The 25928-nt window shown below is 53.3% G+C and carries 22 protein-coding genes; 13 read left to right on the top strand and 9 right to left on the bottom strand.

Features of this window, described 5'->3' with window-relative positions:
* Positions 1–9: 9 nt before the first annotated feature.
* Positions 10–423, bottom strand: a complete 414-nt coding sequence (locus tag ACI6NM_RS09105; protein WP_262427093.1) for a DUF3899 domain-containing protein — start codon at positions 421–423, stop codon at positions 10–12.
* Positions 424–551: 128 nt separating this feature from the next.
* Here ACI6NM_RS09105 and ACI6NM_RS09100 point away from each other — a divergent pair, with 128 nt between their 5' ends.
* The 5 genes from ACI6NM_RS09100 (at position 552) to ACI6NM_RS09080 (ending at position 6580) form a co-directional block, all read left to right on the top strand.
* Positions 552–2369, top strand: a complete 1818-nt coding sequence (locus ACI6NM_RS09100; RefSeq protein ID WP_262427094.1) for an ABC transporter substrate-binding protein — start codon at positions 552–554, stop codon at positions 2367–2369.
* A 102-nt stretch (positions 2370–2471) separates the two neighbouring features.
* Positions 2472–3422, top strand: a complete 951-nt coding sequence (locus tag ACI6NM_RS09095) for an ABC transporter permease (RefSeq protein ID WP_022274415.1) — start codon at positions 2472–2474, stop codon at positions 3420–3422.
* Entirely contained in the window at positions 3422–4570 is a 1149-nt protein-coding gene (locus ACI6NM_RS09090) for an ABC transporter permease (protein ID WP_022274414.1), read from the top strand. The genes ACI6NM_RS09095 and ACI6NM_RS09090 overlap by 1 nt, the downstream gene beginning before the upstream one ends.
* 17 nt (positions 4571–4587) lie before the next feature.
* A complete protein-coding gene (locus tag ACI6NM_RS09085; RefSeq protein WP_022274413.1) occupies positions 4588–5631 on the top strand; it encodes an ABC transporter ATP-binding protein in 1044 nt (347 codons plus the stop codon).
* Positions 5618–6580: an ABC transporter ATP-binding protein gene (locus ACI6NM_RS09080; RefSeq protein ID WP_215653370.1), complete on the top strand. Its 963-nt coding sequence runs from the start codon at positions 5618–5620 to the stop codon at positions 6578–6580. Before ACI6NM_RS09085 ends, ACI6NM_RS09080 begins: the two co-directional genes overlap by 14 nt.
* Before the next feature lie 887 nt (positions 6581–7467).
* Here ACI6NM_RS09080 and ACI6NM_RS09075 read toward each other — a convergent pair.
* Positions 7468–8649, bottom strand: coding sequence for a M20 metallopeptidase family protein (locus ACI6NM_RS09075; protein WP_262427095.1), 1182 nt, complete (start codon positions 8647–8649; stop codon positions 7468–7470).
* A gap of 125 nt (positions 8650–8774) precedes the next feature.
* Here ACI6NM_RS09075 and ACI6NM_RS09070 point away from each other — a divergent pair, with 125 nt between their 5' ends.
* Entirely contained in the window at positions 8775–9077 is a 303-nt protein-coding gene (locus ACI6NM_RS09070) for a hypothetical protein (RefSeq protein WP_262427096.1), read from the top strand.
* A gap of 33 nt (positions 9078–9110) precedes the next feature.
* On the opposite strand, the gene ACI6NM_RS09065 is transcribed toward ACI6NM_RS09070, so the two are convergent.
* Entirely contained in the window at positions 9111–10727 is a 1617-nt protein-coding gene (locus ACI6NM_RS09065) for an ATP-dependent sacrificial sulfur transferase LarE (protein ID WP_262427097.1), read from the bottom strand.
* A gap of 275 nt (positions 10728–11002) precedes the next feature.
* On the opposite strand from ACI6NM_RS09065, the gene ACI6NM_RS09060 reads away from it, so the two are divergent.
* The gene (locus ACI6NM_RS09060) at positions 11003–12394 is read left to right on the top strand and encodes an MATE family efflux transporter (RefSeq protein WP_252207509.1); all 1392 of its coding nucleotides are present in this window, start codon (positions 11003–11005) and stop codon (positions 12392–12394) included.
* A gap of 20 nt (positions 12395–12414) precedes the next feature.
* Positions 12415–13542 (top strand): M20/M25/M40 family metallo-hydrolase, encoded by a 1128-nt coding sequence (locus ACI6NM_RS09055; protein WP_262427098.1) that lies wholly within the window; start codon positions 12415–12417, stop codon positions 13540–13542.
* 91 nt (positions 13543–13633) lie between these two features.
* Here the strand turns inward: ACI6NM_RS09055 and ACI6NM_RS09050 are convergent, their stop codons facing one another.
* The 6 genes from ACI6NM_RS09050 to ACI6NM_RS09025 all read right to left on the bottom strand — a co-directional run bounded on the left by ACI6NM_RS09050 (position 13634) and on the right by ACI6NM_RS09025 (position 20882).
* Positions 13634–15928: a sensor histidine kinase gene (locus ACI6NM_RS09050; RefSeq protein ID WP_262427099.1), complete on the bottom strand. Its 2295-nt coding sequence runs from the start codon at positions 15926–15928 to the stop codon at positions 13634–13636.
* 11 nt (positions 15929–15939) lie between these two features.
* Positions 15940–16635, bottom strand: coding sequence for a response regulator transcription factor (locus ACI6NM_RS09045; protein WP_022274404.1), 696 nt, complete (start codon positions 16633–16635; stop codon positions 15940–15942).
* Between the two features lie 96 nt (positions 16636–16731).
* Positions 16732–18678, bottom strand: a complete 1947-nt coding sequence (gene glgB / locus ACI6NM_RS09040) for a 1,4-alpha-glucan branching protein GlgB (protein WP_262427100.1) — start codon at positions 18676–18678, stop codon at positions 16732–16734.
* 4 nt (positions 18679–18682) lie between these two features.
* Positions 18683–20023 (bottom strand): alpha-amylase family glycosyl hydrolase, encoded by a 1341-nt coding sequence (locus ACI6NM_RS09035; RefSeq protein WP_262427101.1) that lies wholly within the window; start codon positions 20021–20023, stop codon positions 18683–18685.
* A gap of 6 nt (positions 20024–20029) precedes the next feature.
* Complete coding sequence (locus ACI6NM_RS09030; RefSeq protein WP_022274401.1) at positions 20030–20263, bottom strand: YaaL family protein; 234 nt, start codon at positions 20261–20263, stop codon at positions 20030–20032.
* Between the two features lie 208 nt (positions 20264–20471).
* Positions 20472–20882, bottom strand: a complete 411-nt coding sequence (locus ACI6NM_RS09025; RefSeq protein WP_022274400.1) for an ArsR/SmtB family transcription factor — start codon at positions 20880–20882, stop codon at positions 20472–20474.
* Positions 20883–21303: 421 nt separating this feature from the next.
* Between ACI6NM_RS09025 and ACI6NM_RS09020 the strand changes: the two genes are divergently transcribed.
* Genes ACI6NM_RS09020 through ACI6NM_RS09000 form a run of 5 tightly spaced genes read left to right on the top strand, consistent with a single transcriptional unit; the run spans position 21304 to position 25915 of the window.
* Positions 21304–21759, top strand: coding sequence for a hypothetical protein (locus ACI6NM_RS09020; protein ID WP_158359734.1), 456 nt, complete (start codon positions 21304–21306; stop codon positions 21757–21759).
* A gap of 14 nt (positions 21760–21773) precedes the next feature.
* Positions 21774–22790 (top strand): P-loop NTPase family protein, encoded by a 1017-nt coding sequence (locus ACI6NM_RS09015; protein WP_158359732.1) that lies wholly within the window; start codon positions 21774–21776, stop codon positions 22788–22790.
* A complete protein-coding gene (locus ACI6NM_RS09010) occupies positions 22778–23974 on the top strand; it encodes a TadA family conjugal transfer-associated ATPase (protein WP_262427102.1) in 1197 nt (398 codons plus the stop codon). Before ACI6NM_RS09015 ends, ACI6NM_RS09010 begins: the two co-directional genes overlap by 13 nt.
* A complete protein-coding gene (locus ACI6NM_RS09005) occupies positions 23964–24701 on the top strand; it encodes a type II secretion system F family protein (protein WP_262427103.1) in 738 nt (245 codons plus the stop codon). The genes ACI6NM_RS09010 and ACI6NM_RS09005 overlap by 11 nt, the downstream gene beginning before the upstream one ends.
* Positions 24698–25915: a hypothetical protein gene (locus ACI6NM_RS09000; RefSeq protein WP_262427104.1), complete on the top strand. Its 1218-nt coding sequence runs from the start codon at positions 24698–24700 to the stop codon at positions 25913–25915. The genes ACI6NM_RS09005 and ACI6NM_RS09000 overlap by 4 nt, the downstream gene beginning before the upstream one ends.
* Positions 25916–25928: the final 13 nt, after the last annotated feature.

Below are 25928 nucleotides of genomic sequence, written 5' to 3'. Positions count from 1 at the left end.
CATGCACATTTAGTAAAATGCAATGGTCAAAAACAGGGAGGCCAGGATAAAGACGCCTCCGGCCAGAAGCGGCTCCTTATAGGTGGCAGCCGGTTTCTTCTGGGTCAGATAGTCGGAATAGGACCCGAGCTGTTCGGGAGCAGGAGCGGCAGAACCATTGGAATCCTTTTCATCCTGTGCAAGATCGGAGTTTTTCCCCGAGCGCGCCAGCTTTTTGTGGGAGTAGACCAGCAGATCAAAGGAGCCGGCATATTTGGCCAGGCGGAAACAGCCCAGAATCATTGGGAGCATGCCGCCGATGAAGAGGCCGTCGATGAGCCGGTAGAGGAAGATCTGGTCCTTCTGGAAAAAAATGTAGGCAGCAGCCACGGCGATCCCCAGGACCACGTAGTTTTTCAGATTTTTGACTGAAAGTGAAGACATAGATGCACCGTCCTTTGTTTCTAAAAATGATTATGAGTCCTATTATACCTGGATTGGAAAGAAAGTCAAGAAACGCCAGTCGTTATTTATGGGCAGAAGCCCTGCAATAAAAAAGGAGGAATGAGTGAATGAAGAAAAGAGTATTAGCAGCAATGATGGCATGTGCCATGGCAGCCGGCCTGCTTTCCGGGTGCAGCAGCGAACCGAAGAATCCCGGGGATTCCAATGAGCCGGTTACCACAGCCGCAGCTGGGACCTCCGGAGAGAGCCAGGCCGGAGAGATAGCCTCGGCGGAAGAGTCCGGGCTGAAGATCTTCCATGACTATATGACGACGGATGTGGATACCATCAATCCGCATATTTATACCATGAGCGTATCCGGCGACGTGATCGCCAGGACTTCCCTCCAGCTTTACCGCCAGTATCCCAACGCGGAGGGGACCAGTTTCGAGTACCTCCCGGAGCTGGCAGAAAAAGAGCCGGAACAGACGGATGAGGAAGGAAAGGTATGGCATATCAAGATCCGTGAAAATGCCAAGTGGGAAAATGGAGACGCCATTGACGTAGACGATGTGATCTACTCCTTTAAGATGTGTCTGGATCCTATTATGGTCAACAGCCGTGCCTCCCAGCTTGCCAGCGACTATATCACTATTACCAAAGCATCGGATTATTCTCTCCAGGGGAACGCCGGAACTGTTGCCTGGGAGGACGTAGGAATTAAAAAAGCCGACGACTATACCCTGGAGCTCCAGCTGGACGCTCCCGTGACGGCTGAAGACATTAAGTCACATTTTAACTATGTATGGACCTGCCTGGTTCATGAGCCTACTTATGAGGCATGTATGAGCGAGGACCGGAGCACAAACACTTACGGATCCACCAGGGAAAAATACATGAGCTGCGGCGCATTTATCCTGGACCAGTGGATCGCAGGCTCCCAGTTCGATATGAAGAAGAACCCGGATTTCGTTCTGGGCGATAAGATCAAGCTGGATGGCTACAACTATAAGATCGTGGGCGACCGGAATACAGCCCTGGAGCTTTACTTAAACGGCGAACTGGACGCGGTTTCCTTAAGCCCGGAATCCATCGAGCAGTATATCGATGATCCTAGCATCAAGAAAGCCCCGGCCACTTCGATTCAGACCCTTACCATCAACCATGGAAATACCAATAACAATGGAATTCTTGGAAATTTAAATTTCCGCAAGGCCTTATTCTATGCTGTCGATCGTGAGAGCATTGCAAAGATGACAAACGGGATCCCGGCCAATTATCTGGTTGCCAGCAAGTGTCTTGGCTTAGACGGAAAGACTTACCGGGATATGGAAGAGTCCCAGGCTCTCTTAGAGCCCAACCTGGGCTACGATCCGGCAAAGGCAAAGGAATATTATGAGAAGGCCCTGGAAGAATGCGGCCTTACAAGTCTGACCCTGACCTTACAGTATAACGAGACCAGCGCCAATAATAAAGCAGCTTCTGAATTTCTGCACAAATCTCTGCCAGAGGTATTTGGCGACAGCTTTACTCTGGAATTGATGGCTGGCTCCACTTCCGTATTAAACAGCTATATCAAGGGCTGGAAGGAAGGCGATCCCAACAGCTTCGAGCTTCAGTGGAGAGGCTGGAACACCAGTACTCCGGCTCCGTGGAACGGACTTAAGGTTTACAGCAGCATGTATTCCAATAAGAACGAGCCATATTATAACGACGAATTTGACGCCCTTTGGGAAAAGGCCAACTACGATATCGAAGCGAAGCTGGATCCTGCATACCGCATGGACCTCACAAGACAGATGGAAAAGATCGTTCTGGATGAAGTGGCGGCCTGCCCGGTCTATGAGGCTCCGTCCTACAATCTGATCAGCTCTAAGATCCATCTTGTATGCGACGAATATATCCCCGGCTATGGCTTTGGATACATTCTCAGTACAAAGGACTGATCGTTTGCAGAATAACTGACAGGAACCAGGATGGGGATGCTGCAAGGCTGCTGTTTTGCGGCATCCCCATTTTCTAATCTGATGTGGAAAGGAACATGTCTTATGGCGAAGTATACGATCCAGCGAATTTTAGCCATGCTGCTGACCATGTTTATCATACTGACCGTGGGATTCATGGTGATCCGCCTCATGCCTGGGGGGATTTTTGACGATGCGGTGGATATGACCCATGAGCAGAGGGCGGCCCTGGAGGCAAAATATAACCTTGATAAGCCGATCATCGTCCAGTACGGCCTGTTTTTAAAGGGTCTGATCTTAGAGGGAGACTGGGGGACATCCCTTAAGATGAACATTAACGTGCCGGTCTGGGATATTATAAAGACCAAGATCCCGGTGACGTTATATATTAATTTCTTCTCGCTGCTGATCTCCCTGCCGCTGGGAATCGGCCTGGGGATCGTGGCGGCCATACGGAAAAACTCCATCACCGACTACCTGATCTCGTTTCTGGTGGTCATCTTTATCTCCGTGCCGTCGTTTATCTTTGCGACGCTGCTCCAGTATTTCGTGGCGTTTAAGGGTGGGCTGTTCCCGATCATCTTCGATGCCACATCCACTGGCTGGGCCAGGTTCCATGGTCTGGCACTTCCCATCATCGCCCTGTCCTTAGGCCCCATTGCCCGCGTCACCAGGTATTTGAGGGCAGAGCTGGCCGAGACCATCAATTCGGACTTCATGCTCCTTGCCAAGACCAAGGGGCTTACGGAGCGGCAGGCTACCTTGAACCATGGGATCCGCAATTCCCTGCTTCCGTTAATGAACATCATCGTTCCCATGTTCACGAGCATCATGGGCGGAAGTCTGGTGATCGAGACGATCTTTTCGATTCCCGGCATGGGTGGTATCATGGTCAAATCCGTCAACGCGCCGGATTATACAGTGACCCTTGCAGTACTGATTTTTTACTCGCTGGTTTCTCTGATCACGGTTCTGATCGTGGATCTGTCTTACGGCATTGTTGACCCGCGTGTGAGGATGGGAGGGAAGAAGTAATGGCAAAATTTTATTCTTCCGATTTGCCTGAATACCAGGTGGAGCCGGAAAGCTTTGAGTTTGTCCAGATGGAGGGCGAGATCGCTGATGAAAAGTTCCAGGATAAGCCCATCGGCTTCTTTAAGGACGCCATGCTGCGCTTCTGCCGCAGTAAGGTTTCCATCATCGCCTTCATAGGGATCGTGATCGTTCTTCTGTTCGCTGTGTTTGCCCCGGCCCTCAGCCGCTGGGACTACAACGACCAGGATCTGAACCGCATCAATCTTCCGCCCAAGGTGCCGGTGCTGGAAAACTATGGGATCCTGGACGGGACCCGGTGGCTCACCAACCGGCGGGTGGACTCTCTGGAGGATACCTCCCGGTATCCGGAGGGCAGTATCTTAAAGGTCATCAATCACCGCACGGTCCAGGGCGTGGAAATGTGCGATATTAAGGTGGATTATTATAAGTACTCCGGCGTGGAGGACGGAACGTATTTCTGGATGGGGACCGACTATCTGGGCCGGGATCTCTGGGTGCGCATGTGGCGCGGCGCCAGGGTCTCCCTGCTGATCGCCTTTATTTCTGTGATCTGCAACGTGTGCATCGGCATTGTATACGGCTCCATCGCAGGCTATTACGGCGGAAAGGTGGATATGATCATGATGCGTATCACCGAGATCATCGGCGCGTTCCCGGAAATCGTGGTGGTGACTCTGTTCATCCTGTTTTTTGGTACGGGGATCCTTTCCATCATCCTCTGCCTGGTGGTCCAGAACTGGATCGGAACGGCCAGGATGATCCGCTCTCAGTTTTACCGCTATAAGGGCAGCGAGTACGTGCTGGCGGCCAGGACCCTGGGCGTCAGGGACATGGCTCTGATCTTCCGCCATATCCTGCCCAACTCCATCGGCCCCATCATTACCAGGGCCATGATCGCCATTCCGGGCGCTATCTTCACCGAGTCCTTCTTAGCTTACATTGGACTGGGGATCCGTGCTCCGGAAAGCTCCATTGGCGTTCTCTTATCCCAGGGCCAGAAGGTGATGCAGCAGTATCCCAACCAGGTATTTTTCCCGGCGGTGGTGATCTCCCTGTTAATGATCGCCTTCAACATGCTATCCAACGGCCTGCGCGACGCCTTTGATCCGACCCAGCGGGGCGCATAAGGAAAGGAGAGAAAAGTATGGAACCAATTTTAAGCGTAAAAGATCTTTCCGTATCCTTCAATGCCTTTGCAGGAAAGGTGCATGCGGTGCGGGATGTGAATTTTGACCTGTATAAGGGCGAGACCCTGGCCATCGTGGGGGAGTCCGGTTCTGGAAAATCCGTGACTACCAAGGCGATCTTAGGGATCCTGGCCAAAAACGGCCATATCGACAGCGGCACTATTATGTACCAGGGCCAGGATATGGCGAAGTATAAGGAGGCCGATTTTTATAAGATCCGCGGAAAACGGATCTCCCTGGTATTCCAGGACCCGCTTTCGGCCTTAAATCCCATTATGAAGATCGGAAAGCAGATCACCGAGGCTCTGATCTTAAGCAAGGCCATTGAAAAGTCCAAAGCCAAGGCCCGGGCCATCGAGCTTATGGAGGCTGTGGGGATCCCCAACGCCGCCGAGCGGTATGACGCTTATCCTTTCCAGTTTTCCGGCGGTATGCGCCAGAGGATCGTCATCGCCATCGCTCTGGCCAGCAACCCGGAGATCCTGATCTGTGATGAGCCGACAACAGCACTGGATGTGACCATCCAGGCCAGGATCCTGGAGCTGATCAACGATATGAAGCGGGAAAGGGATCTTTCGGTGATCTTCATCACCCACGATCTGGGCGTGGTGGCCAACATGGCGGACCGGATCTGCGTGATGTATGCAGGACGCATTGTGGAAGTGGGGACCTGCGAGGATATTTTCTATCGGCCGGCCCATCCTTATACCTGGGCGCTCCTTTCGGCTATGCCGGACCTTCACACGGAGGAGACACTGTTTGCTATCCCCGGTGCGCCGCCCAACATGCTGCATCCGCCCAAGGGAGATGCCTTTGCGGCCAGAAATAAGTATGCCATGAAGATCGATTTTGAAAAGGAGCCGCCGTATTTTAAGATCTCTGATACCCATTATGCCGCCACCTGGCTGCTTCATCCCGACGCGCCCAAGGTGGAGATGCCGGATATCTTAAAGCACAGGATCGCCAGGATGAGGGAGGAGGCAGGATATGAAATCGGATAACAGAAAAGAGCGTGACCATATCCTGGATGTGGATCACTTAAGTATGCACTTTACCACGAAAAAGCGCGGGAAAACCTCGGTGGTGAAGGCGGTGGACGATGTTTCCTTTTATGTGGAGCGGGGAGAGACCTTCGGGCTGGTGGGGGAATCCGGCTGCGGAAAGACCACCACAGGCCGCACCATCATCCGTCTGTACGATCCCACCAGCGGGACCGTGTCCTTTGACGGAAAAGAGATCAGCGGGAAGATGGATAAGAGCCTGAGAAAGTATATCACCGACAACATCGCCATGATCTTCCAGGATCCCATTGCCTCTTTAAACCCCAGAATGACAGTCCAGGAGATCATTGCCGAGGGCTTAAAGATCCGCGGGGTAAAGGATCCGGAGGAGCTGCATCGGCAGGTGGTGGCCATGCTGGAGCACGTGGGGCTTCAGGCGGAGCATGCCTCCCGGTACCCCCACGAATTCTCCGGCGGCCAGAGGCAGAGGATCGGCATTGCCAGGGCGCTGATCGTGAAGCCCCAGATGGTGATCGCCGATGAGCCTGTGTCGGCCCTGGACGTTTCGGTCCAGGCCCAGGTCATCAATCTGTTAAACAAGCTGAAGGAGGAGATGGGGCTGACCATTCTCTTCATTGCCCATAACCTGTCGGTGGTCAAGTACTTTTCTGACCGGATCGGCGTGATGTATTATGGAAAGCTGGTGGAGATGGCGGATTCCGACGAATTATTTAAGAATCCCATGCATCCGTACACCCGGGCTTTGCTTTCTGCTATCCCAGAGCCGGATCCCATCAATGAAAAGAAGCGGAAGAAGATCCATTATGATCCGGAAATGCACCGGTATGGGGATGGGAACCAGCCTTCTTACCATGAGATCGCTCCCGGGCATACCATTTACTGTTCGGACGGTGAATTTGAAGAGATAAAGAAGCAGTGGAAGGCGTAAGAAAATAGAAGTAAGAAATGGAAGATGCTGCAAAGGGCAGGCTTTATATTCCCTTTGCAGCATCTTTTATGCCATAGGAAAGTGCCGTCCTACGACATAAAAAACGCTCCGCGGGGATCGCCATGCGGTGAAAGGGAATTATAAAACAAAAATAAAGATTGTCATCCAGATATCGCTATTATATAATACCAATATGGGAAACCACAGAGCCAGGGCGGCTTACCCTCTGATGATTCGGAGGGCCTATAACCCCTCCAGACCAAAGAGGAAAGGAGGGCGTTGCTTATGTATATTACATATTCTGATATGGTTCAGACGGGAATATTCATATGCGCCCTTGTGGGACTGTGCTATACAGTCTTTAAGGGAAAAAAGTAGCCGCCAACTACCGCAAATAGTTGACGGCTGAAAGATACAGCTGCTAACTGTCTGAGGGTAAGCCGCTTCTGTGGCTTTCCCTTTTTCTATATTTAGTATATCATATCTGAAAGAAATTACAAGTATCAGATATCGCGGATAAAAATAAAGATTGTCATCCAGATATCGCTATTATATAATACCAATATGGGAAACCACAGAGCCAGGGCGGCTTACCCTCTGATGATTCGGAGGGCCTATAACCCCTCCGGACCAAAGAGGAAAGGAGGGCGTTGCTTATGTATATTACATATTCTGATATGATTCAGACGGGAATATTCATATGCGCCCTTGTGGGACTGTGCTATACAGTCTTTAAGGGAAAAAAGTAGCCGCCACATCTCGCACATGTGACGGCCGCCCGTTAGGGTAGTAATTCATTGTTCGGGGTAAGCCGCTTCTGTGGCTTTCCCTTTTTCTATATTTAGTATATCATATCTGAAAGAAATTACAAGTATCAGACTTCCGTTTTATTCCCCATCCTGTTTTGTGAGCTTTAAGTACAGAGCCAGCTCCATTTCCAGGGCAATGGCCAGTCCGCGTTCATCCAGCTGGAAGCTGCAGTTGTGATGGGGGCTGGAGGTGATGGGACGGTCCGGATCGGCCATACCCACATGGAAATATGCGCCGGGCTTTTCCATCAGGAAGTAGGCGAAGTCCTCCCCGCCCAGGGAACCGGATTCCTCCACCGGTGTGTACCCCATGGTATCTGCCGCATCTGCGATCACATCTGCGTATTCCGGCGTATTGATGGTGGCCGGGTATCCCAGGGTGGTGGTCACGTCGCAGGTCATTCCGTGGGCCTCGCAGATGCCGTGGCTGATGGAATCAATGTGGCCGAAGATCTGCTGGATCAGGTCATTGTCCTGGGTACGGATGTTGCCGCCCAGGGTAACGGTATCTGTGATGATATTGGGGTACTGGCCGCCGTTTATGTAGGAGACGGTGAATACTCCGGTATCTGCGGGGGCCTTCTTTTCTGCCAGGATCTGGTTTAAGGCAGAGGCCAGGAGACAGGCCACAGGAACCGGGTTTTTCGCGTTGTGGGGAGCGCTTCCGTGTCCTCCCTTGCCGTGGATAGCCACTTCATAAATACCGATGGCCGCGGAGCTGGAGCTGTGGCTTAAGGTGATGGTCCCCAGGGGATGGTTGGAGGAGCTGTGCATTCCGAATACCATGTCCACGCCGTCTAAGGCATGATCTGCGCAGAGGGCCTTTGCTCCGCCGGGAAGCTTTTCCTCCGCTGCCTGGAAGATGAATTTTACAGTTCCTTTTACCAGCTCCGGATGCTCAGATAAGATCCGGGCCAATACTAAGAGACAGGCGGCATGGGTGTCATGGCCGCAGGCGTGCATGATGCCGGGCGTTTTGGATTTATAGGGGAGATCGTTATTTTCTTCCACAGGAAGAGCGTCGATATCTGCCCGGAAGGCGATGCAGGGACCAGCCTCCCGGCCCTTCAGGATTCCCACCGTGCTGGTGCCGGTGATCCCGTCCTGGAGGGCAATCCCCATGGAGCCAAGGGCCTTGCGGATGTATTCTGCGGTCCTGTATTCCTCAAAGGAAAGCTCCGGGTTTTCATGGAGATGGTGGCGGATCTCTTTTAACGGTTCTTCATAGGAGTGGACCAGGTCTTTGACAAATTGTTTCATTTGTGTGTTCCTTTCTTATATTTTATGTTTTCTGATAAAATAAAGTATATAAAGAATTCACAGATTTTACAATAGCGGAGAAGGAAAAAGGATGATATAATGAATTTAGACAGGAGGCGGGGAATATGATCGATCTGGATGGGATGATCTCCATCCCATATTTGAAAAAAACCACGTTTACGGGAAGTGAGAAAGAAATGAATTTCATGATACGGAAGGAAGCGGGAGAGAATGGCGACGTTCTTCAGGCCGCTGCCTGGCCAGGACCCTATATTTTTTCTGTGACAGAGGATGAAAAAAAGACGTTTCAGGAATTTTCCTTCGATAACGAGGGGATCCGGAATGCAGTGGACTGGCTGAACCGATTTTATGGAGAGAACTACGGAACGGATGAGGAAAAGGCGGATACAGAAAAAAGGCAGCTCTGATGGATTTCAGACTGCCTTTGCTGTATCTGTTTTTTATATGGTCACAGACCGGGCGGAAAGATCCAGGAGTACCTGGGAGAAATCTGGTTTTAAAAGCTCCAGGACCTCCAGCCGTTTTCCGGCCAGAAGGTAAAACTGGGATTCCGTAAGCTGGAGCCTGGCATTCCAGGAATCCTGGCCTGCGGGATCCTTCCAGACGCGGACGCGGAAATCAGAAAAGCCAAGCCTGGTGAGGCCGGTCTCTGCCCGCTCGATCTTTTTTAGGATCTCCGGGTCGATGGAGCAGCCAGTGGGGACTCTGGTGGCAAGGCAGGCATAGGCCGGCTTGTTCCAGGTAAAGAGTCCCGCGTTCCGGGAATATTCCCGAAGGGCCTTTTTGGTGACGCCGCAGACCCGCAGGGGGGAAAGGACCCGGAGCTCCCGAAGGGCCCGCATCCCGGGCCGGTCTCCGGCGTCGTCGGAGGCGTTGGTACCGTCCATGACCTCCAGGAAGCCGTCTTTTTCTGCCGCCTCCAGGATCCTTGAAAAGATGGCGTTTTTACAGTGATAGCAGCGGTCGGAGGGGTTTTCCCGGACTGCGGACAGCTCCAGGACGTTTAAGGGGAGTATGGTCATCTCGGCTTTCAGGGAAACGGCCAGTTTTTTTGCGTCCTCCAGTTCAAAGGCCGGCTGGAAGGGGGAAGCTGCATAATAAGCCCGGACATGGCAGTCGCAGGCCCTGGCCGCGTATAGGAGATAGGCGGAGTCAGTCCCACCGGAAAACGCCAGAGCCATCTTCGGGTGGTCCTGGAAAAATTCCCGGAGAGCGTCGGGAATGGTCTGTCCGAAGGTCTCCATGTACAGGTCCACCGTTCCCAGAGCTTCGTGGACCAGGGCTCTGGCAGCAGGGTTCTTAAAATCCGTCCGCTCAAAGGGCTTTCTATAATACCCCTGCTCCTTTACGATCTGGATGCTTTCCCGGTAGTTTAAGTCGAATACAAAGCATAAAAAGCCGATCCACTGGTCCAGGTGGGTCTTCCTGGCACGCCGGTCCACGGAAACATGGTCCCGGAGAGCTTCCATGACCTCTGGGGTTATGGTTTCCCGGGAGATCTCTTCCTCGGAGGCCCCCACCACATCGGTCATGTCGTCGGTGGCAAAGACACGGAAAATGTCGCATTTATCGGCGTCCCGGATGAGGCGGCACAGCTCCAGGACCTCTCCGGCGGAGCAGCAGGGCCCCGGCGCTCTTAAACTCTGGGCGTCATCGGGACAGGAAGAGGCTGCGGCCGTCACGGTGGGATCGATCCTCAGCTTGTTATGGTTTTCGATGGCAGTGAGAACGGCTTCCCTGTCTGTCTCAGGCAGCCGGTCCAGCACATGGTTTTCCCGCAGGACCCGGCAGCTTAAGGATGCGTGGTCCACGCTTTTATGGTCCAGGAAGGTGTCGTACTGTTTTAACTGCTCAAACCGGCCGATATCATGAAAAAGGGCGCATAAAAGGGCCAGTCCGGCGGTGTGGGGCGGCAGAAGGCGCTTCTGGCACAGATTTTCCATGACAGAGACAACGGCATAGGTATGGACGATCTTAAGGGCAACACGGCCGTCTGTGTGATCATAGCGGGCTGCATAATCGTCAAAGTATTTTTTATATTCATTGAAATCGATCATTGGCAGGAAATTCCTTTCTTGGGGGATCCGTATCCCTCCGGGAGAATGAAGCGCCGGATTTTGGCGGCGATCGGATCTGTTTGTAACGCATTATATCATGACCGGTCTGGTTTCACAATATGGGGGCTGGCGGACTTCCTGGGGATTTTCACATTTGGATTTTCTGAGAGGAAACCCTTGGAAGAATCCGGCTCAGAGTGCTATAATGAAACTGTCAGGCTCCTGGCCAGGCTCTGGCATCAGCCAGAAAAAACAGATAGAAAGAGTGGAAAACCATGCCGGCAAATCAGACAGCAAAAAAGAAGAGATACGACATGCTGACAGATCATCCAGGGAAGGCGCTTTTATTTTTTGCCCTCCCCATGATCTTCGGCAACCTGTTCCAACAGCTTTACAATATCACAGACTCGGTGATCGTGGGCCGCTTCGTCGGGGAAAATGCCCTGGCGGCCGTGGGCGCGTCCTACGCCATCACCAACGTGTTCATCGCCATTGCCATCGGCGGCGGAATCGGGAGCTCGGTGATCATCTCCCAGTTTCTGGGAGCGGGAAAGATAGGGAAAATGAAGACAGCCGTATTTACGACCATGATCAATTTCCTGGTGATCTCTGTGATCCTGGGGACCGTTGGTGCTGTTTTTAACCATCAGATCCTTTCGTGGGTCAATACGCCGGAGGACATTTTTTCCGATGCAGCCCTGTATCTGGCCATTTATTTTCTGGGTCTTCCGTTTTTGTTCATGTACAATGTCCAGGCATCCATTTTTAATTCCCTGGGAGATTCCAAAAGACCGCTGTATCTTCTGATCTTCTCCTCCCTGTTAAACATTGCGCTGGATATGGTGTTCGTGATCTGCTTCCATCAGGGAGTCCGTGGAGTGGCGGTGGCAACGCTGATCGCCCAGGGCGTCTCGGCGGTACTCTCCTTTTTCCTTCTGATGCGGAAGCTGAAGGGGTATGAGGAAGAGGAAAAATATGGCTGTTATGATTTCGGGATGATGCGGTCCATGGTGAAGATCGCCGTTCCCTCCACGCTCCAGCAGTCCATCGTCCACATGGGCATCCTTCTGGTCCAGTCCGTGGTCAACAGCTTCGGCTCCGCGGCCCTGGCAGGCTATTCGGCAGGAAGCCGGATCGAGTCCTTAAGCATCGTTCCCATGCTGGCCATGGGAAATGCCATGTCCACCTTTACGGCCCAGAATATTGGCGCTGGAAAGCTGGACCGGGTGAAGGAGGGCTATAAGATGTGCTATGTGACCGTGCTCACTGTGGGCGCGGGCCTGTGCATCATGTACCAGCTGTTCGGCGGCGCGTTTGTGTCCATGTTTTTGGAGAGCGGCGGCAGCACTGCCTATTCTGTGGGCGTTTCTTACGTGAAATTTCTTTCCTTTTTCTATGCCTTCATCGGCCTTAAGGCCACTACCGATGGTCTTCTCCGGGGAGCTGGGGATGTGGCGGCATTTACGGCGGCCAATCTGGTGAATTTGTCCATCCGGGTCATCGTCACCAACGTGTTTGCCCCTGTTTACGGGATCCAGGTGGCATGGATGGCCGTTCCCATGGGCTGGGCGGCCAACTATATCATTTCCTTTGGCTGGTATCTGACGGGAAAATGGAAGCGGGTGAAGGTAATATCTGCAGACCAGGGAGAAAAGCGTAAAAATTAAATATATAGGGAGGGATCCATATGGAGGAGAGACTTTTAAAGTATTTCAGGGATCACGAGGCGGAGATCTTTGGGGATCTGGAGCGGCTGGTGAAGGCAGAGGCCAGCACATCGGATCTGGAGGCTCTGGCCGAAACCAGGAAGGTCCTGGAGGCTTTGATCCGGGAGCGGACGGGAGAGGAGCCGCTGGTCTATGAGCGGGAGGGAGGACATGATCTGGTGCGGTTTGAGCTCGGACAGGGAGAGGAAAAACTCCTGATCATTGGCCATTATGATACCGTACATCTGATCGGCGCCATTCAGTACCGCACAGAGGGAGACCGGCTGTATGGCCCTGGTGTTTCGGATATGAAAAGTGGTCTTATCTCGGCCATATGGACGGCCAGAGCCTATAAGGAGCTGGGGATCGATCCGGGGAGAAAGCTGGTCTTTATTTTCAATGGAGACGAGGAGACGGGAAGCCATGAATCCTCGGACATTATCTGCGGACTGGCAGAAAACGCCCGGGCGGCCCTGGTCTGCGAGCCCTGTGTGGGAAACGGGGATCTTAAGACAGGAAGAAAGGGAAATATAAAATTCAATGTGACGATCCATGGGAAGGCCTCCCATGCGGGAAATGCCCATAAGGAAGGAATCAACGCCATCCAGGAGATGGCTGCGGAGATCCTGAAGATCCAGGCACTGACGGATTATGAGGCCGGCACTACGGTCAATGTGGGCATATGCCAGGGAGGAACGAAGGTCAATGTGGTACCGGCTGCGGCCAGCTTTTCCGTGGACTGCCGCTATAAATCTATGGAGGAGGGCCAGAGGATCCGACGGGAGATCCTGGAATTGCCGATATCTGTTCCTGGTGCGTCCAGGGAGGTGGAGATCGTGGAAGGGAAGCTTCCCATGGAGGAGACCCAGGGGAACATGGAGCTGTTTGTGGCTGCGAAGGAATGCGGCAGGAAGCTGGGACTTTCGTTTTCCCACCAGTTCGTAGGCGGAGGCAGCGACGGAAACGCTGTGTCAGCCATGGGAATCCCCACCCTGGACGGCCTGGGAGGCTGGGGGGACGGGGCTCATTCCGAAAGCGAATACCTGCGGATCAGCCAGTATATTCCGCGGATCGCGCTGCTGGCTTCGCTGATTCTGGATATCCGGTAGAACAATATAGAAGAGAGCTGCTGCGGCAGGGGGATTTTGAAGATCCTCTGCTGGCAGCAGCTCTTTTTTTGAAATACAGATACAGATCCGGCTAGTTTTTAATGGCAAATGTCAGCTCTGCCTTAAACAGATCCCCGTCAATGGTGATCTCGAACCGGCCGCCCTGGAGCTGGGTCAGGTCCTTGGCAATGGAAAGGCCCAGTCCGCTTCCCTCGGTGGTACGGGACGTATCGCCGCGGACGAAGCGCTCGGTCAGCTCGTCGGGGCTGATGTTTAACGGCGTGGCAGAAACGTTTTTAATGGAGAATACGACCTCGGAATCCCGGTCCTCGATGCCCACGTAGACGCGGGTGCCTTCCATGGCGTATTTAAAGGCGTTGTTGTACAGGTTTTCCAGTACGCGCCACAGCCGTCTGCCGTCGGCCTCAATGAGGATCACCTCATTGGGGAGGGTCGTAACGATGTCCAGATGACGGATGGCGTATTTTTCCTCAAATTCACCATTGGTCTGCTGGACCAGCTCCACGATGTCGATATTGGCCATATCCAGCTTGATATTTCCGGAGCTGGCCCTGGAGGCCTCCACCAGATCCTCGGTCAGCGTCTTAAGGCGCTGGGATTTCTGGTCCAGGACCTCAAGATATTTCTGGATCGTGGGATCCTGGGGCTTTTCGCGCTTGATGAGATCTACATAGTTGATGATGGAGGTCAGCGGCGTCTTAATATCGTGGGATACGTTGGTGATCAGGTCTGCCTTTAAGCGCTCGCTTTTTACCTGCTCGGCCAGAGCCGTTTCCAGACCGTCGCTGATGCGGTTTAAGCCCTCAGCCAGCTGCGCCTCCAGGCTGGAAAACTGGGAAACGTCCACCTTGTAGCTGGTCTCTCCGGAAGCCAGCTTGTCGATGGCCTGGTGGAGCTTATCGGTCTGGACTGCGTTGCGGTACAGGAAATAGAATACGACCAGATTGCCCACCACCCAGAAGGAGAGACCGGCCAGGAAGGGAACAGAGGTAAACCCGCTCCCATCGCTCTGGATGAGGTAAAATGCCCCCAGGGTGATCGTAAACACATTGGCCGCCAGATAAAGCGCAAAGCTTAAGGTCAGACGGTATTTGAAGGTGCTTTCGGAAAGGGTCTCCGTCAGATCATGGAGGAGGCTGTTGGTCCAGAGGCTTTCTGCCTTATAACGGCGGACCAGGCTGAAAAAGGTCAGGATCCCAACCATATACAGGCTTCCGAACATCATGAGACGGCTGGCGCGGTCCCAGTAGCCTTCCGTCACCAGAAGGTGAAGGAGCTTTGATGCCAGAGGGGCCAGAAAGGCGGCGCTTATGTAAGCGGCAAAGGCCATTAACAGAAGCATCAGATCCGTTTTGATCTTATCAAAGGGATAAAGGACCACGGACCGGTCCCCAAGAGCCGGATGGCCCGAGGCAAACATAAGGAAAACAAAGGTCAGAAGGCAGCCGGCCAGGCCGATGGAGGCCAGGTAGAGCCCGTTTACGAAGGTCTTCCTGGAGCTGTTGTACTGGGTATATGCATGGGCATAGTCGTCCAGGGCCTTGTAGGTGGTGTCCAGGCCGATGACCACATAGTTGTTGGAGCTGTTGTAGGGATTGGCCTTGGCCATGAGGGCCGGAACACTGGGGAAGGTGGAATTAAAGTTCGTCCTTACGGCCAGGTCATTGGAATCCCCGGAATAATAGATATATTTTCCCATGGCCATCATGTCGTCGATGGTCATTTCCGGCGCATTGGTGTGGATTTCATAGATGGCGTCATTTTTGGAATAAAAAGCCACACGGAAATAAAAGTTGGTGAAATCCGACATGAGCCGGGAATATATGGAGTAATAGGAAGAGAACCGCTTCAGGATCTCATAGGTCAGCTCCGGCAGGGTGGCAAAGGACTGGTCGGGTCCCGTCAGCTCCTCCTCGGACTGATAGCAGCGCCAGCGCACATAATACTGCTCCTCATCCTCTGCGCTGAGGTTTTCGGGCCCGCCCTTTAAGGCATAGTTGTCGGCCTCATCCATATAATAGCCCAGGGACTTTCCGTATAGGATGATGTCGTTGAGGGTATAGCTCTTGTCTCCGCCGGGGCCGGAAGAGACGTCCAGGACCATTTTATTGTAGTCCACCTCTCCATTGGTCTCAAAAAGCTCCTGGTACTGGATATAGTCGAAAATACTGGCGATGTCGGCCTGCACCTTCTTATTAAAATCCGGAGACTGGTCGAAGGTCTCATCCTCGATCCAGTCCAGTCCGCGGCCGTAGTTGCTGTTCAGATACATGAACCCGACTCCGGTGAGCGCGATCAGGGCAAAGATAAAGTGCAGAAAACCGGAAAAACGCTTCAGAAAAAAACTCGGTGTATTCTGGTTCATCTGGATTCTCCTTACTGTTTCTCGATCTTATAGCCCACGCCCCAGACCACCTTTAAGTAGCGGGGTTCCTTGGGGTTGATCTCAATTTTTTCGCGGATATGGCGGATGTGGACGGCTACGGTATTGTCGGCGCCGATGGCATCCTCATTCCAGATCTTTTCGTAGATCTGGTCAATGGAGAATACCTTTCCGGCATTCTTTACAAGGAGCAGCAGGATGTTATACTCAATGGGCGTGAGCTTGATGGGCTCGCCGTCCACCGTCACCTCTTTATTTTCATCATTGATCATGAGACCGCCGCACTTATAGACCTGGGAGCTGTTCTGCTGGTTCAGGTTTCCAAGCTGGGTGTAGCGGCGGAGCTGGGATTTGACCCGGGCCACCAGCTCCAGGGGATTAAAGGGCTTTGTGATATAATCGTCCGCCCCGATGTTTAAGCCCAGAATCTTATCGGTATCCTCGGATTTGGCCGACAGGATGATAATGGGGATGCTGCTGGTCTCGCGCACCTTTAAGGTGGTGCGGATCCCGTCCAATCCCGGCATCATCACATCCACGATCATCAGGTTCACCTCGTGGTCCTCCAGGTATTCCAGGGCCTCGTAGCCGTCATAGGCCTTGATGACCTCAAAGCCCTCTCCCGTAAGATAAATATTAATAGCTTCAACAATCTGTTTATCGTCATCGCATACAAGAATCGTCTGCATAAGTTCCCTCCTTGAAAGTTTTATCCAGGTAAAAATACGTTCACCACATCCAGTATAACATAAAAATGCGGTGAACGTATTAAAAATTCCTGTCAATTAATTAAAACGGAAAACAGCGGTTCCATAAGCCGGCAGCGGGTAGGCAAAGGAATATGGCTGGCCGTCGCATTCAGATTTTACGGAGCGTTTTGAGAAGGCATGCTCCCCGCGCTTATAGAGGCCGTGCTCATTGTCCAGGATCAGCGTATAGGTTCCGGATTTGGGAACGCCCACCCGGTAATCGTCCCGGGCCATGGGAGTGAAGTTGATGACGAACAGGAGGTTCTTTTTCCCCGTTTCATCCCGGCGGATGAAGCTGAAGATGCTCCGGTCGCCGTCGTTGGCGTTGATCCACTGGAAACCGTTCCAGTCGCTGTCCAGCCGGTAAAGGGCCGGATATTTCTGGTAGATATGGAGCAGGTCGCTGTAATATTTTAGCAGGTCCCTGTGCTGGGGCTCCTCTGCCAGATACCAGTCCAGGGCTGTTTTTTCGTCCCACTCATGGTACTGGCCGAAATCCTGGCCCATGAATAAGAGCTTTTTGCCCGGATGGCCCATCATGAAGGTATAGCCGGCCTTCAGGTTCGCAAATTTATCGTCCGGGAAGCCGGGCATTTTATTGATCATGGAGCATTTTAAATGGACCACCTCGTCATGGGACAGGGTCAGGATGTAGTTTTCGCTGGTGGCGTAGGTGATCCCGAAGGTCATCTTGTTATGGTTGAATTTTCGGAAATATGGATCCAATTTCATATATTCCAGAAAGTCATGCATCCATCCCATATTCCACTTGAAGGTAAAGCCCAAGCCGCCCTCCTCCGGTGCCTTTGTGACGCCGGGCCATGCGGTGGATTCCTCGGCGATCATGATGGCTCCGGTCATATGGCCTGTAAGGACGCTGTTCAAATGGCGGAAGAATTCGATGGCCTCCAGATTTTTATTTTCTCCGTACTGGTTGGGGACCCAGTTCCCGTCGCTGCGCCCGTAGTCCAGATACAGCATGGAGGCCACGGCGTCCACCCGGAGCCCGTCCACATGGAAATTCTCTACCCAGTAAAGGGCGTTGGCGATTAGGAAGTTTTTCACCTCGTTTTTCCCGTAATCAAAGACCTTTGTTCCCCAGTCGGGATGCTCGCCTTTTCTGGGATCTGCGTACTCATAAAGCGGTTCCCCGTCAAAATCCGCCAGGCCATGGGCGTCTTTTGGAAAATGGGCCGGGACCCAGTCTAAGATCACGCCGATCCCCTTTTTGTGGAGATAATTGACGAAGTACATGAAATCCTTGGGACCTCCATAGCGGGAGGTGGGAGCGTAGTAGCCGGTCACCTGGTAGCCCCAGGAGCCGTCGTAGGGATGCTCCGCGATGCCCATGAGCTCCACATGGGTGTAGCCCATTTTTACCACATAGTCGGCCAGCTCGTGGGCCGCCTCCTTATATGTATAATAGCCATCCTTTTCCGGCCGGCTGGCCTTTCTCCAGGAGCCCAGATGGACCTCATAAATGGCCATGGGAGCTTTTTCCGGCTCTGTGTGCTTCCGCTTCTCCATCCATTTCTCATCGCTCCAGGAAAAGCCGGAGATATCGGTGGTGATGGAGGCGGTTCCTGGCCGGAACTCGGCGCTGAACGCATAGGGATCCGCTTTAAAAAGGATCTTGTCATCCTTTGTGGTGATGGCAAATTTATAAAGCTCGCCAGTTCCAAGGCCTGGTATGAAGGCTTCGTAGATGCCGGAATCCTCCAGGGGCTTCATGGGAGACGCCTCCGGATCCCATCCATTGAAGTCCCCAACGACGCCCACAGACTTCGCATGGGGCGCCCAGACGGCAAAGTACATACCCGGCTTTCCGCCATAGGTGCGGGGATGGGCCCCCAGCTTTTCAAAGATCTTATAGTGGGTACCCTGACCGAACAGGTAGCGGTCCAGTTCTGTAATGAAGCCGGTACCGGCCGGTCTTCCGGCCTTTTTTGCTGTGGTTTTACTGCTTTTTCCTGAATTTTTCATACTCTTATGCCTCCCGAAGTTTAAAGATCGCGCCGCCTGACGGCGGAAGGGTCACAGAAAGCCTTCCGTTTTCCACCGGTATAGAAGGAGCTTCCGCGTCCAGAAGGTTTATGGCCTGGGACGCCGGGAACGGGACCGGTATGGAAAGGACTGCGGGCTGGCTGTCATTGTTGACTGCCGAAAGGATCATTGTATTTTCTCCCAGCCGGCCAAACGCATACTGGCGGTTGGTCAGAAGAAGTTCTTTATACGTTCCGTCATGGAGCTCCGGATTATCCCGGTGGATCCGGGCCAGGGCGGCGATATGGTCCGTGATGGGGCCGGTCTTCTGTTCCATATCCTTTAAGGAGAGGGCTGGGCGGAGCGCCTCGTCAGATTCCCGGGTGCGCGCTCCCTGGATCCCCCATTCGCTTCCGTAGTACACGGACGGGATCCCGGGAAGGGTGAATAAAAGCTGGTATACGGGGAACAGGTGGTCTGGTTCCCGCAGCTTGCTGGCGATCCTGTCCTCGTCGTGGTTATCCGTAAAGGTATACAGAGCCCTTCCCACAGATTCCAGCCGCTTCACATTGTGGGCGATCTCAAAATAGTTATGGTCGTTGTGACCGGAGTAAAGAGCCTTATGGAGCTCATAATTGGTAACAGAGTGAAGCATTTCTCCATTGACCCATCTTCCGTATTCTCCGTGGATCACCTCGCCCATGAGCCAGAAATCTTCCTTCATGGAGGCGGTGCGGCTGCGCAGCTCCTTCATGAAGGCAAAATCTAAAATATTGGCGCAGTCCAGGCGGAGGCCGTCGATGTGGAAGGTATCGATCCAGAATTTTACGGTATCCATCAGATACTCTCTGACCGCCGGGTTCTGCAGGTTCAGGCACGGGAGCTCATAGTGGCCCTGCCATGCCTCGTATCCGAAGGAGTCGCCCATGGGGCTTCCCCAGCCGAAGTTTACTCCGCGGTACCAGTCCTTATAGGGAGAGGCTTCTCTCTTTTCCTGGATATCGTGGAAGGCGGGAAATTCCCGTCCGGTGTGGTTGAACACGGCGTCAACTGCCACACGGATCCCATGTTCGTGACACTGGTCCACGAAATTTGTAAAATCTTCATTTGTCCCCAGTCTCCGGTCCACCAGGCGCAGATCCCTGGTGTCATAGCCGTGGCCTGTGGATTCAAAGACCGGACCGATATAAAGGGCGGTGCAGCCCAGATCCCGTATGTGGGGGATCCATTGGAGCAGCTCATCAAAACGACAGGCTGCAGAGGTTTCATGATTTGTCTTAGGAGCTCCCAGGAGCCCCAAAGGGTAGATGTGATAAAAAACTGCTTTCTGATACCAGGGCTTCATAGCCGGTCAGACCTCCTGTAATTCCCGCTTTTTAAGGCTCTGGAGAAGGAACTGGTAGCGGAGCTGGGCTGCGTTCAGTTCATAAATGTAGCAGTCGATCAGCGCGGGGTCCACCACCTGCTCAAACTGGTTCTGGGCGGAAAGGATCGCAGTCTGGCTGGCCATGATCTGCTTTTTCAGCTCCAGAAGCTCCTTCGTCCGTTCCTTATTTGGCGCGGATTTTTTGTTTATGAATCGCATACTTCCATTTTCCTTTCTTCTGGTATTGGTCTTTTCCAGTATCCGGCCTCCCGGCAGCCCGCAGCTTCGTTTGCTGGAGGCTGTTTTTCCGGTTTCCGGAAGCTTCGGAACCTCCGGCTTCTGACTGGTTTGACTTCCGGTGCTGTGCGGCGCGTTCCGGAGCATTACAAAGGTTAATGGTAGTATTGTCTTTTTATGGGCGAGATATTCATTTACTGGAATTCTGCTGCAGCGCCTCGTTTAATCTGAGAAGCCGGTCGATGGCAGACTGGCTGGTCAGATGGTAATAATTGCAGACGCCGCGTTTTTCCACAGCGATCAGCCCCGAATCCTTCAGGATCTTCAGATGATGGGAGACAGCCGGACGGGAAAGACTGGTTTTTTCTGTGATTTCTTTCACGTTGAGACCCGGAGCGCGGCGTTTTTCGGATACGCTGCGGCCGCCTTTCTGCTCCGTCTCCAGGGATCTGCGGTCCTCCTCCACCTCATAAAGCTGCTGGATGATGGCTAGGCGGGTACTGTCGCCCAGGGCGATGAAAAGGGGGATACACTCCCTGAATGAAGTTTTTAACCGGCTTTCATCCGGCGTATATTCTCTGTCGTCCGGTTCCTGCGGCATAGGATGGCCCTCCTGTCTGTGTGTTCTGATTCCATTGGTTTAAAAATATAAACTAAATATATTCTAGCATTTTTTGAAAGGTACGTCAATGTTTTGGATAAAACTTAGTAAAGTTATTATTTTGTATGAAATTTTTTGTAGAATATTGCTGAAAATATAGAGGGCGATTTTACGGTTTTGAAATTGACTTTTTTTCCTGTTTGGCCGATAATAGGAGCACATTCAGAAATGAGCTTCTTCATTTCCAGATCATTTCCAACCGGGCGTCCGCCCGGGACAGGACCGGCAGTTTCGCCGGAAGCCCCAGGATCGGGGCAGGATTCCAGAAAACAACAAAAATAAAGATGGGAGGTGTCTGCCCTTGGCAGTTTTATTTGTCGTACTGCTTTCAGCCGCTGTGACGGACTGAAGGTATGGGAAGGTGTTCCACTGGCAGATCCTTCTGGGGCTGGCAGGCGGGATTGTGGGAGCCATATGGGGAGCCGGGACCGGCGGAGATGTGTTTATATTGCTGGCGGGACTGGCGGCCCGGGTCATTGGTACATGTGCTGTATTTTATACCCTGTTTTTATGCAGGATGCTGGGAGCCGGGGACATTAAGCTGATGGCTCTCTGTACAGGTCTTCTGGGTATGGGGCCGGGGCTCCTGGTGATCTTCACCGGGCTTTTTCTGGCCGCCCTCCGGGCGGCGGGGATGATCTGGCAGCAGGGCTCGCTGTGGATGCGGATGGAGCGGATCGGAACCTTTATCATCCGCTCCGGAAGGGAGGGGAAGCTCCTGGAATATCCGGGAAGGGAGGATAAACGGAATATCCTGCGGCTGGGTCCCTGGCTGTTCCTGGGATATTGTATATGGCTGGCTGGAAGATATCTCTGAGGAGGTGAGGGAAGATGAAAAAGATCATGGCAGTTTACGACGAGGATCCGTTTTATGCGGAACGGCTTTCTGATTATATCAACCGGAGGGAGGACGGGATCTTTTCCGCCCGGGCCTTTACATCCAGGAAGCGGCTGGAGGAGTTTGCCAGGGACCATGGGATCGATGTGCTCCTTACGGGAACGCTGTCCGAAGGAGGCTTTCCAGGCCTCCCGTCGGTCCAGCGGATTCTTCTCACAGAGGAGGAAGTCCGGGCAGGGGAGGGAGGCGGGCATGGGATCTATAAATACCAGTCCGGCGACGATATCCTGCGGGAGGTGATGGCGGCCTACTGTGAAACGCCGGAAGGGAAAACGGATTTTCCGGGGCTTCCGGCTTCGGGGAAACGGATCATCGGCGTGTATTCCCCGGTGGGAAGATGCGGAAAAACGTCATTGGCCCTGGCAATGGGCCAGCTTCTGGCCAGAGAGGAAAAGCTGCTGTTCATTACGCTGGATACGTTTACCGGTTTTTCCGGTCTTCTGGACGAGCAGTGGAAGCGGGATCTTTCAGATCTGATCTATTATTATAAGCAGGGCCGGTTCCACGGCCTTCAGCTTAATTCGGTCATTTACTATCTGGGAGATATGGCCTGGCTTCCTCCGATCCGTTTTCCGGATGATTATAACCAGATCACTTCAGAGGAAATGGCGGATTTCCTGTTAAAGATCCTGGAGGAGGGAGGATATGGGACCCTGGTCCTGGATATTGGGAACTATGGGAGACAGGTCATGCCGCTTCTGGAGATCTGCCAGGCGGTCTATATGCCCATCCGGGAAGATGCCGTTTCCAGGGCCAAGCTCCAGGAGTTTGAGCAGTATGTGGAAAAAAGCGGGAAAAAGACGGTGGCGGGAAAATTCCATAAGATCCATGTTCCCATGGTCACAGGAATGAAGCGGATGGAGCATTTTCCGCAGGAGCTTTTGTGGGGGGATCTGGGAGATTTCGTCCGAGGGATGTTAAAGGGGCAGAGAGGGATATGGGAGAGCTGATACAGGATCTGAAACGGGAGCTGCGGGAGGAGATCCTCCAGGGAATGTCCTATGAGCGCCAGATGACGGATGAGGAGCTGTCCCAGGTCATCGACGGGAAGATCCTGGAGCAGATGGAGCGGGAACCCATGGCTCTCAGGGACAGGCTGAGACTTCAGAAGGAGCTGTTCGATTCCTTCCGGAGGCTGGATATCCTGCAGGAGCTGGTGGATGACCCGGGAATCACGGAGATCATGGTCAACGGCCCGGAGGAGGTGTTTGTGGAGACAGAAGGGAGGATCCGGAGATGGGAAAAATCCTTTGAATCCCGGGAACAGCTTCTGGAGCTGATCCGGCAGATCGTCAGCCGGGTCAACCGGACGGTCAATACGGCGTCCCCCATTGTGGATGCCAGGCTGGAGGACGGTTCGAGGGTCCATGTGGTGCTGGAGCCGGTGGCACTAAACGGACCGATCCTCACGATCCGGAAATTCCCGGATCCGATCACCATGGACCGGCTTCTGGAATACGGGAGCGTCACAAGGGAGGCGGCGGACCTTTTAAAAATACTGGCGGCGGCCCGATACAATATTTTTGTCAGCGGAGGCACGGGGGCGGGAAAGACGACCTTTTTAAACGCTCTTTCGGAGTTTATCCCTCCAGAAGAGCGGGTGATCACCATTGAGGATTCAGCGGAATTGAAGCTGGCCCACATTGAGAACCTGGTACGGCTGGAAACAAGAAACGCCAACGGGGAGGGCCAGGGAGCCATCGGGATCGGGATGCTGATACGGGCGGCTTTGCGTATGAGACCGGACCGTATAGTGATCGGGGAGGTCCGGGGCCAGGAGGCCGTAGACCTGCTCCAGGCCATGAATACCGGCCATGACGGGAGCTTTTGCACCGGCCATGCCAATAGCTGCCGGGATATGCTGGCCAGGCTGGAGACGATGGTCCTTATGGGGATGGAGCTTCCCCTGCCGGCCATAAGGAGCCAGATCGCGTCAGCCCTGGATGTGATGGTCCATGTGGCAAGAATGAGGAACAGGAGCCGGAAGGTGACGGCAATCGAGGAGGTGGTGGGAATTGAAAATGGTGAGATCGTCCTCAGGCCTTTGTTTTCCCTTGACGGGGAGGGAGAGCTCAGAAAGGCCGGAGACCTCAGATGCCAGGAAAAGCTCAGAAGGGCAGGGTATGGATTATGAGGTATACCGGCTGAGCAAAAAGGAGTGGCTGCTGTATGGAAGCCAGGGAATTGGGTATCTGGCGCTTCTTGACTTCGTATTTTACAGAAGCGTGGCGCTGTTTGCGGTGCTGGTGCCTATGGGGATCTGCTATCCGCTTATCTTGAGAAAGGATCTGAAGCGGCGGCGGAAAGAGGCCTTAAAGCTCCAGTTCAAGGATGCGATCCTTTCGGCTGCCTCCGGACTCAACGCAGGGTATTCGGTGGAAAATGCCTTTGCCGCTGCATTGGAGGAAATGGACCGGCTTTATGGGAAGGATTCTATGATATCCCAGGAGCTGCGCCTGATCCTCGCCAAGACCCGGATGAACCGGGCTTTCGGGGAGGCCCTGGGGGACTTTGCCAGGAGGAGCGGCCTGGAGGATATCCAGAGCTTTTCCGAGGTGTTTCTGGCAGCCCGGAAAAGCGGAGGGGAGTTGGTAAGGATCATTGCCAGGACAGCGGAGATCATCGCGGAAAAGATACGGATCCAGGAGGACATTATGACGGCCACAGCAGCCAGGCGGATGGAGCAGAGGATCATGAGCGCCATTCCGCTGCTGATCGTTTTTTATATCGAGCTTACGTCCCCGGGCTTTTTTGACCTTCTTTATGGGACGGCAGCCGGACGGGTGGTGATGACAGTATGTCTTGGAATTTATTTAGGGGCCTGCAGCCTTTCAAAAAGGATCCTGGAGATTCGTATATGAGGGGAACGGTATACAGATATCTCCGGTATGGGGGATGCGCTGCCCTGGGAATCGTTTTCTTTTTGGGAGCTGAAGCGGCGGATACAGACCGGCAGACTGTGGATAAAGGGATCTTAAAACGGAACCCATGGGGACAAAGGGATGCAGTATACGAATTTTATGCGGAAGGACTGGAGGAGGGAGCTGTTGAACTGGCAGTAACGGTTCCGCCCCGGAGACTTTCCCCAAAGGAATTCCACCAGCGTATGCCAGAGATTTCGGAGATCCTCCTGTCCGGTATCCTGGGAAGCAATGTGTCTTTGGACCAGATCCGCACAGATCTGGAGCTGCCGGAGGAGCTTCCGGGATATGGGATCCAGGTGGAATGGGAATCGGAGAGGCCGGAGCTTCTGAGCAGCATGGGGCTTTTAAACCAGGAAGGGCTCCGGGGGGTGGACCCGTCCAGGGGGGAAACGTTCTCTTTGATGGCGGAGCTTTCATGCGGAGAGGAGAAGGAGCTGGTGACGGTCCCGGTCACCGTCCTTCCGGAGGAGATGACCCAGGGAGAGCGCCTGGCGGAAAGGATAGACAGTCTGGCGCTGGAGGATATGGAAAATGAGACGGTCCGGCTTATGGAAGAATTTGAAGGAGTCCCCATTACATACCGGAGAAAGGGACGGTTTCAGAATGCGGTCCTTCTGGTTCTGGGAGGCGTTCTGGCGGCCTGTCTCTGGATGAAGGAAAAAAATGACGAACAGGTCCAGAAAAAGAGAAGGGAGGAGAGCCTGACGGCAGCTTATCCGGACCTGGTCTCAGGCTTTCTGGTACTGACAGGGGCCGGTTATTCCATCCGCCAGGCCTGGAAAAAGACAGTCCAGGACCGGAAACAGTCGGAGACGCTTCCGTTTTCAGAGGTTTACCAGGAAATGCAGGTCACGTTGAACCAGATGGAGACGGGGACGCCGGAGGCTTTTGCATACGTCCGGTTTGGAAAACGCTGCGGACTCCGGTGTTACACGAGATTTTCCGGTATTCTGGAGAGCTCTCTGCGCACAGGTGGAAGCAGCCTCAGAAGCCTTCTGGAGCCGGAAATGGAAGAAGCCTTTAAGATACAGGCGGACCTGGCCCGGAGAAAGGGGGAGGAGGCGTCCACAAAGCTGCTGCTTCCCATGTTTGGGATGCTCGGAATCGTTATGGTAATGGTAACTGCGCCGGCGTTTTTCTCGCTGGGCTGAAAGGAGGGACCGT

This window comes from Pilosibacter sp. YYHA0881, from assembly GCF_051602715.1.
Classification (GTDB): Bacteria; Bacillota; Clostridia; order Lachnospirales; family Lachnospiraceae; genus Alitiscatomonas; species Alitiscatomonas aceti.
This window is presented reverse-complemented; position numbering and strand designations above follow the sequence as displayed.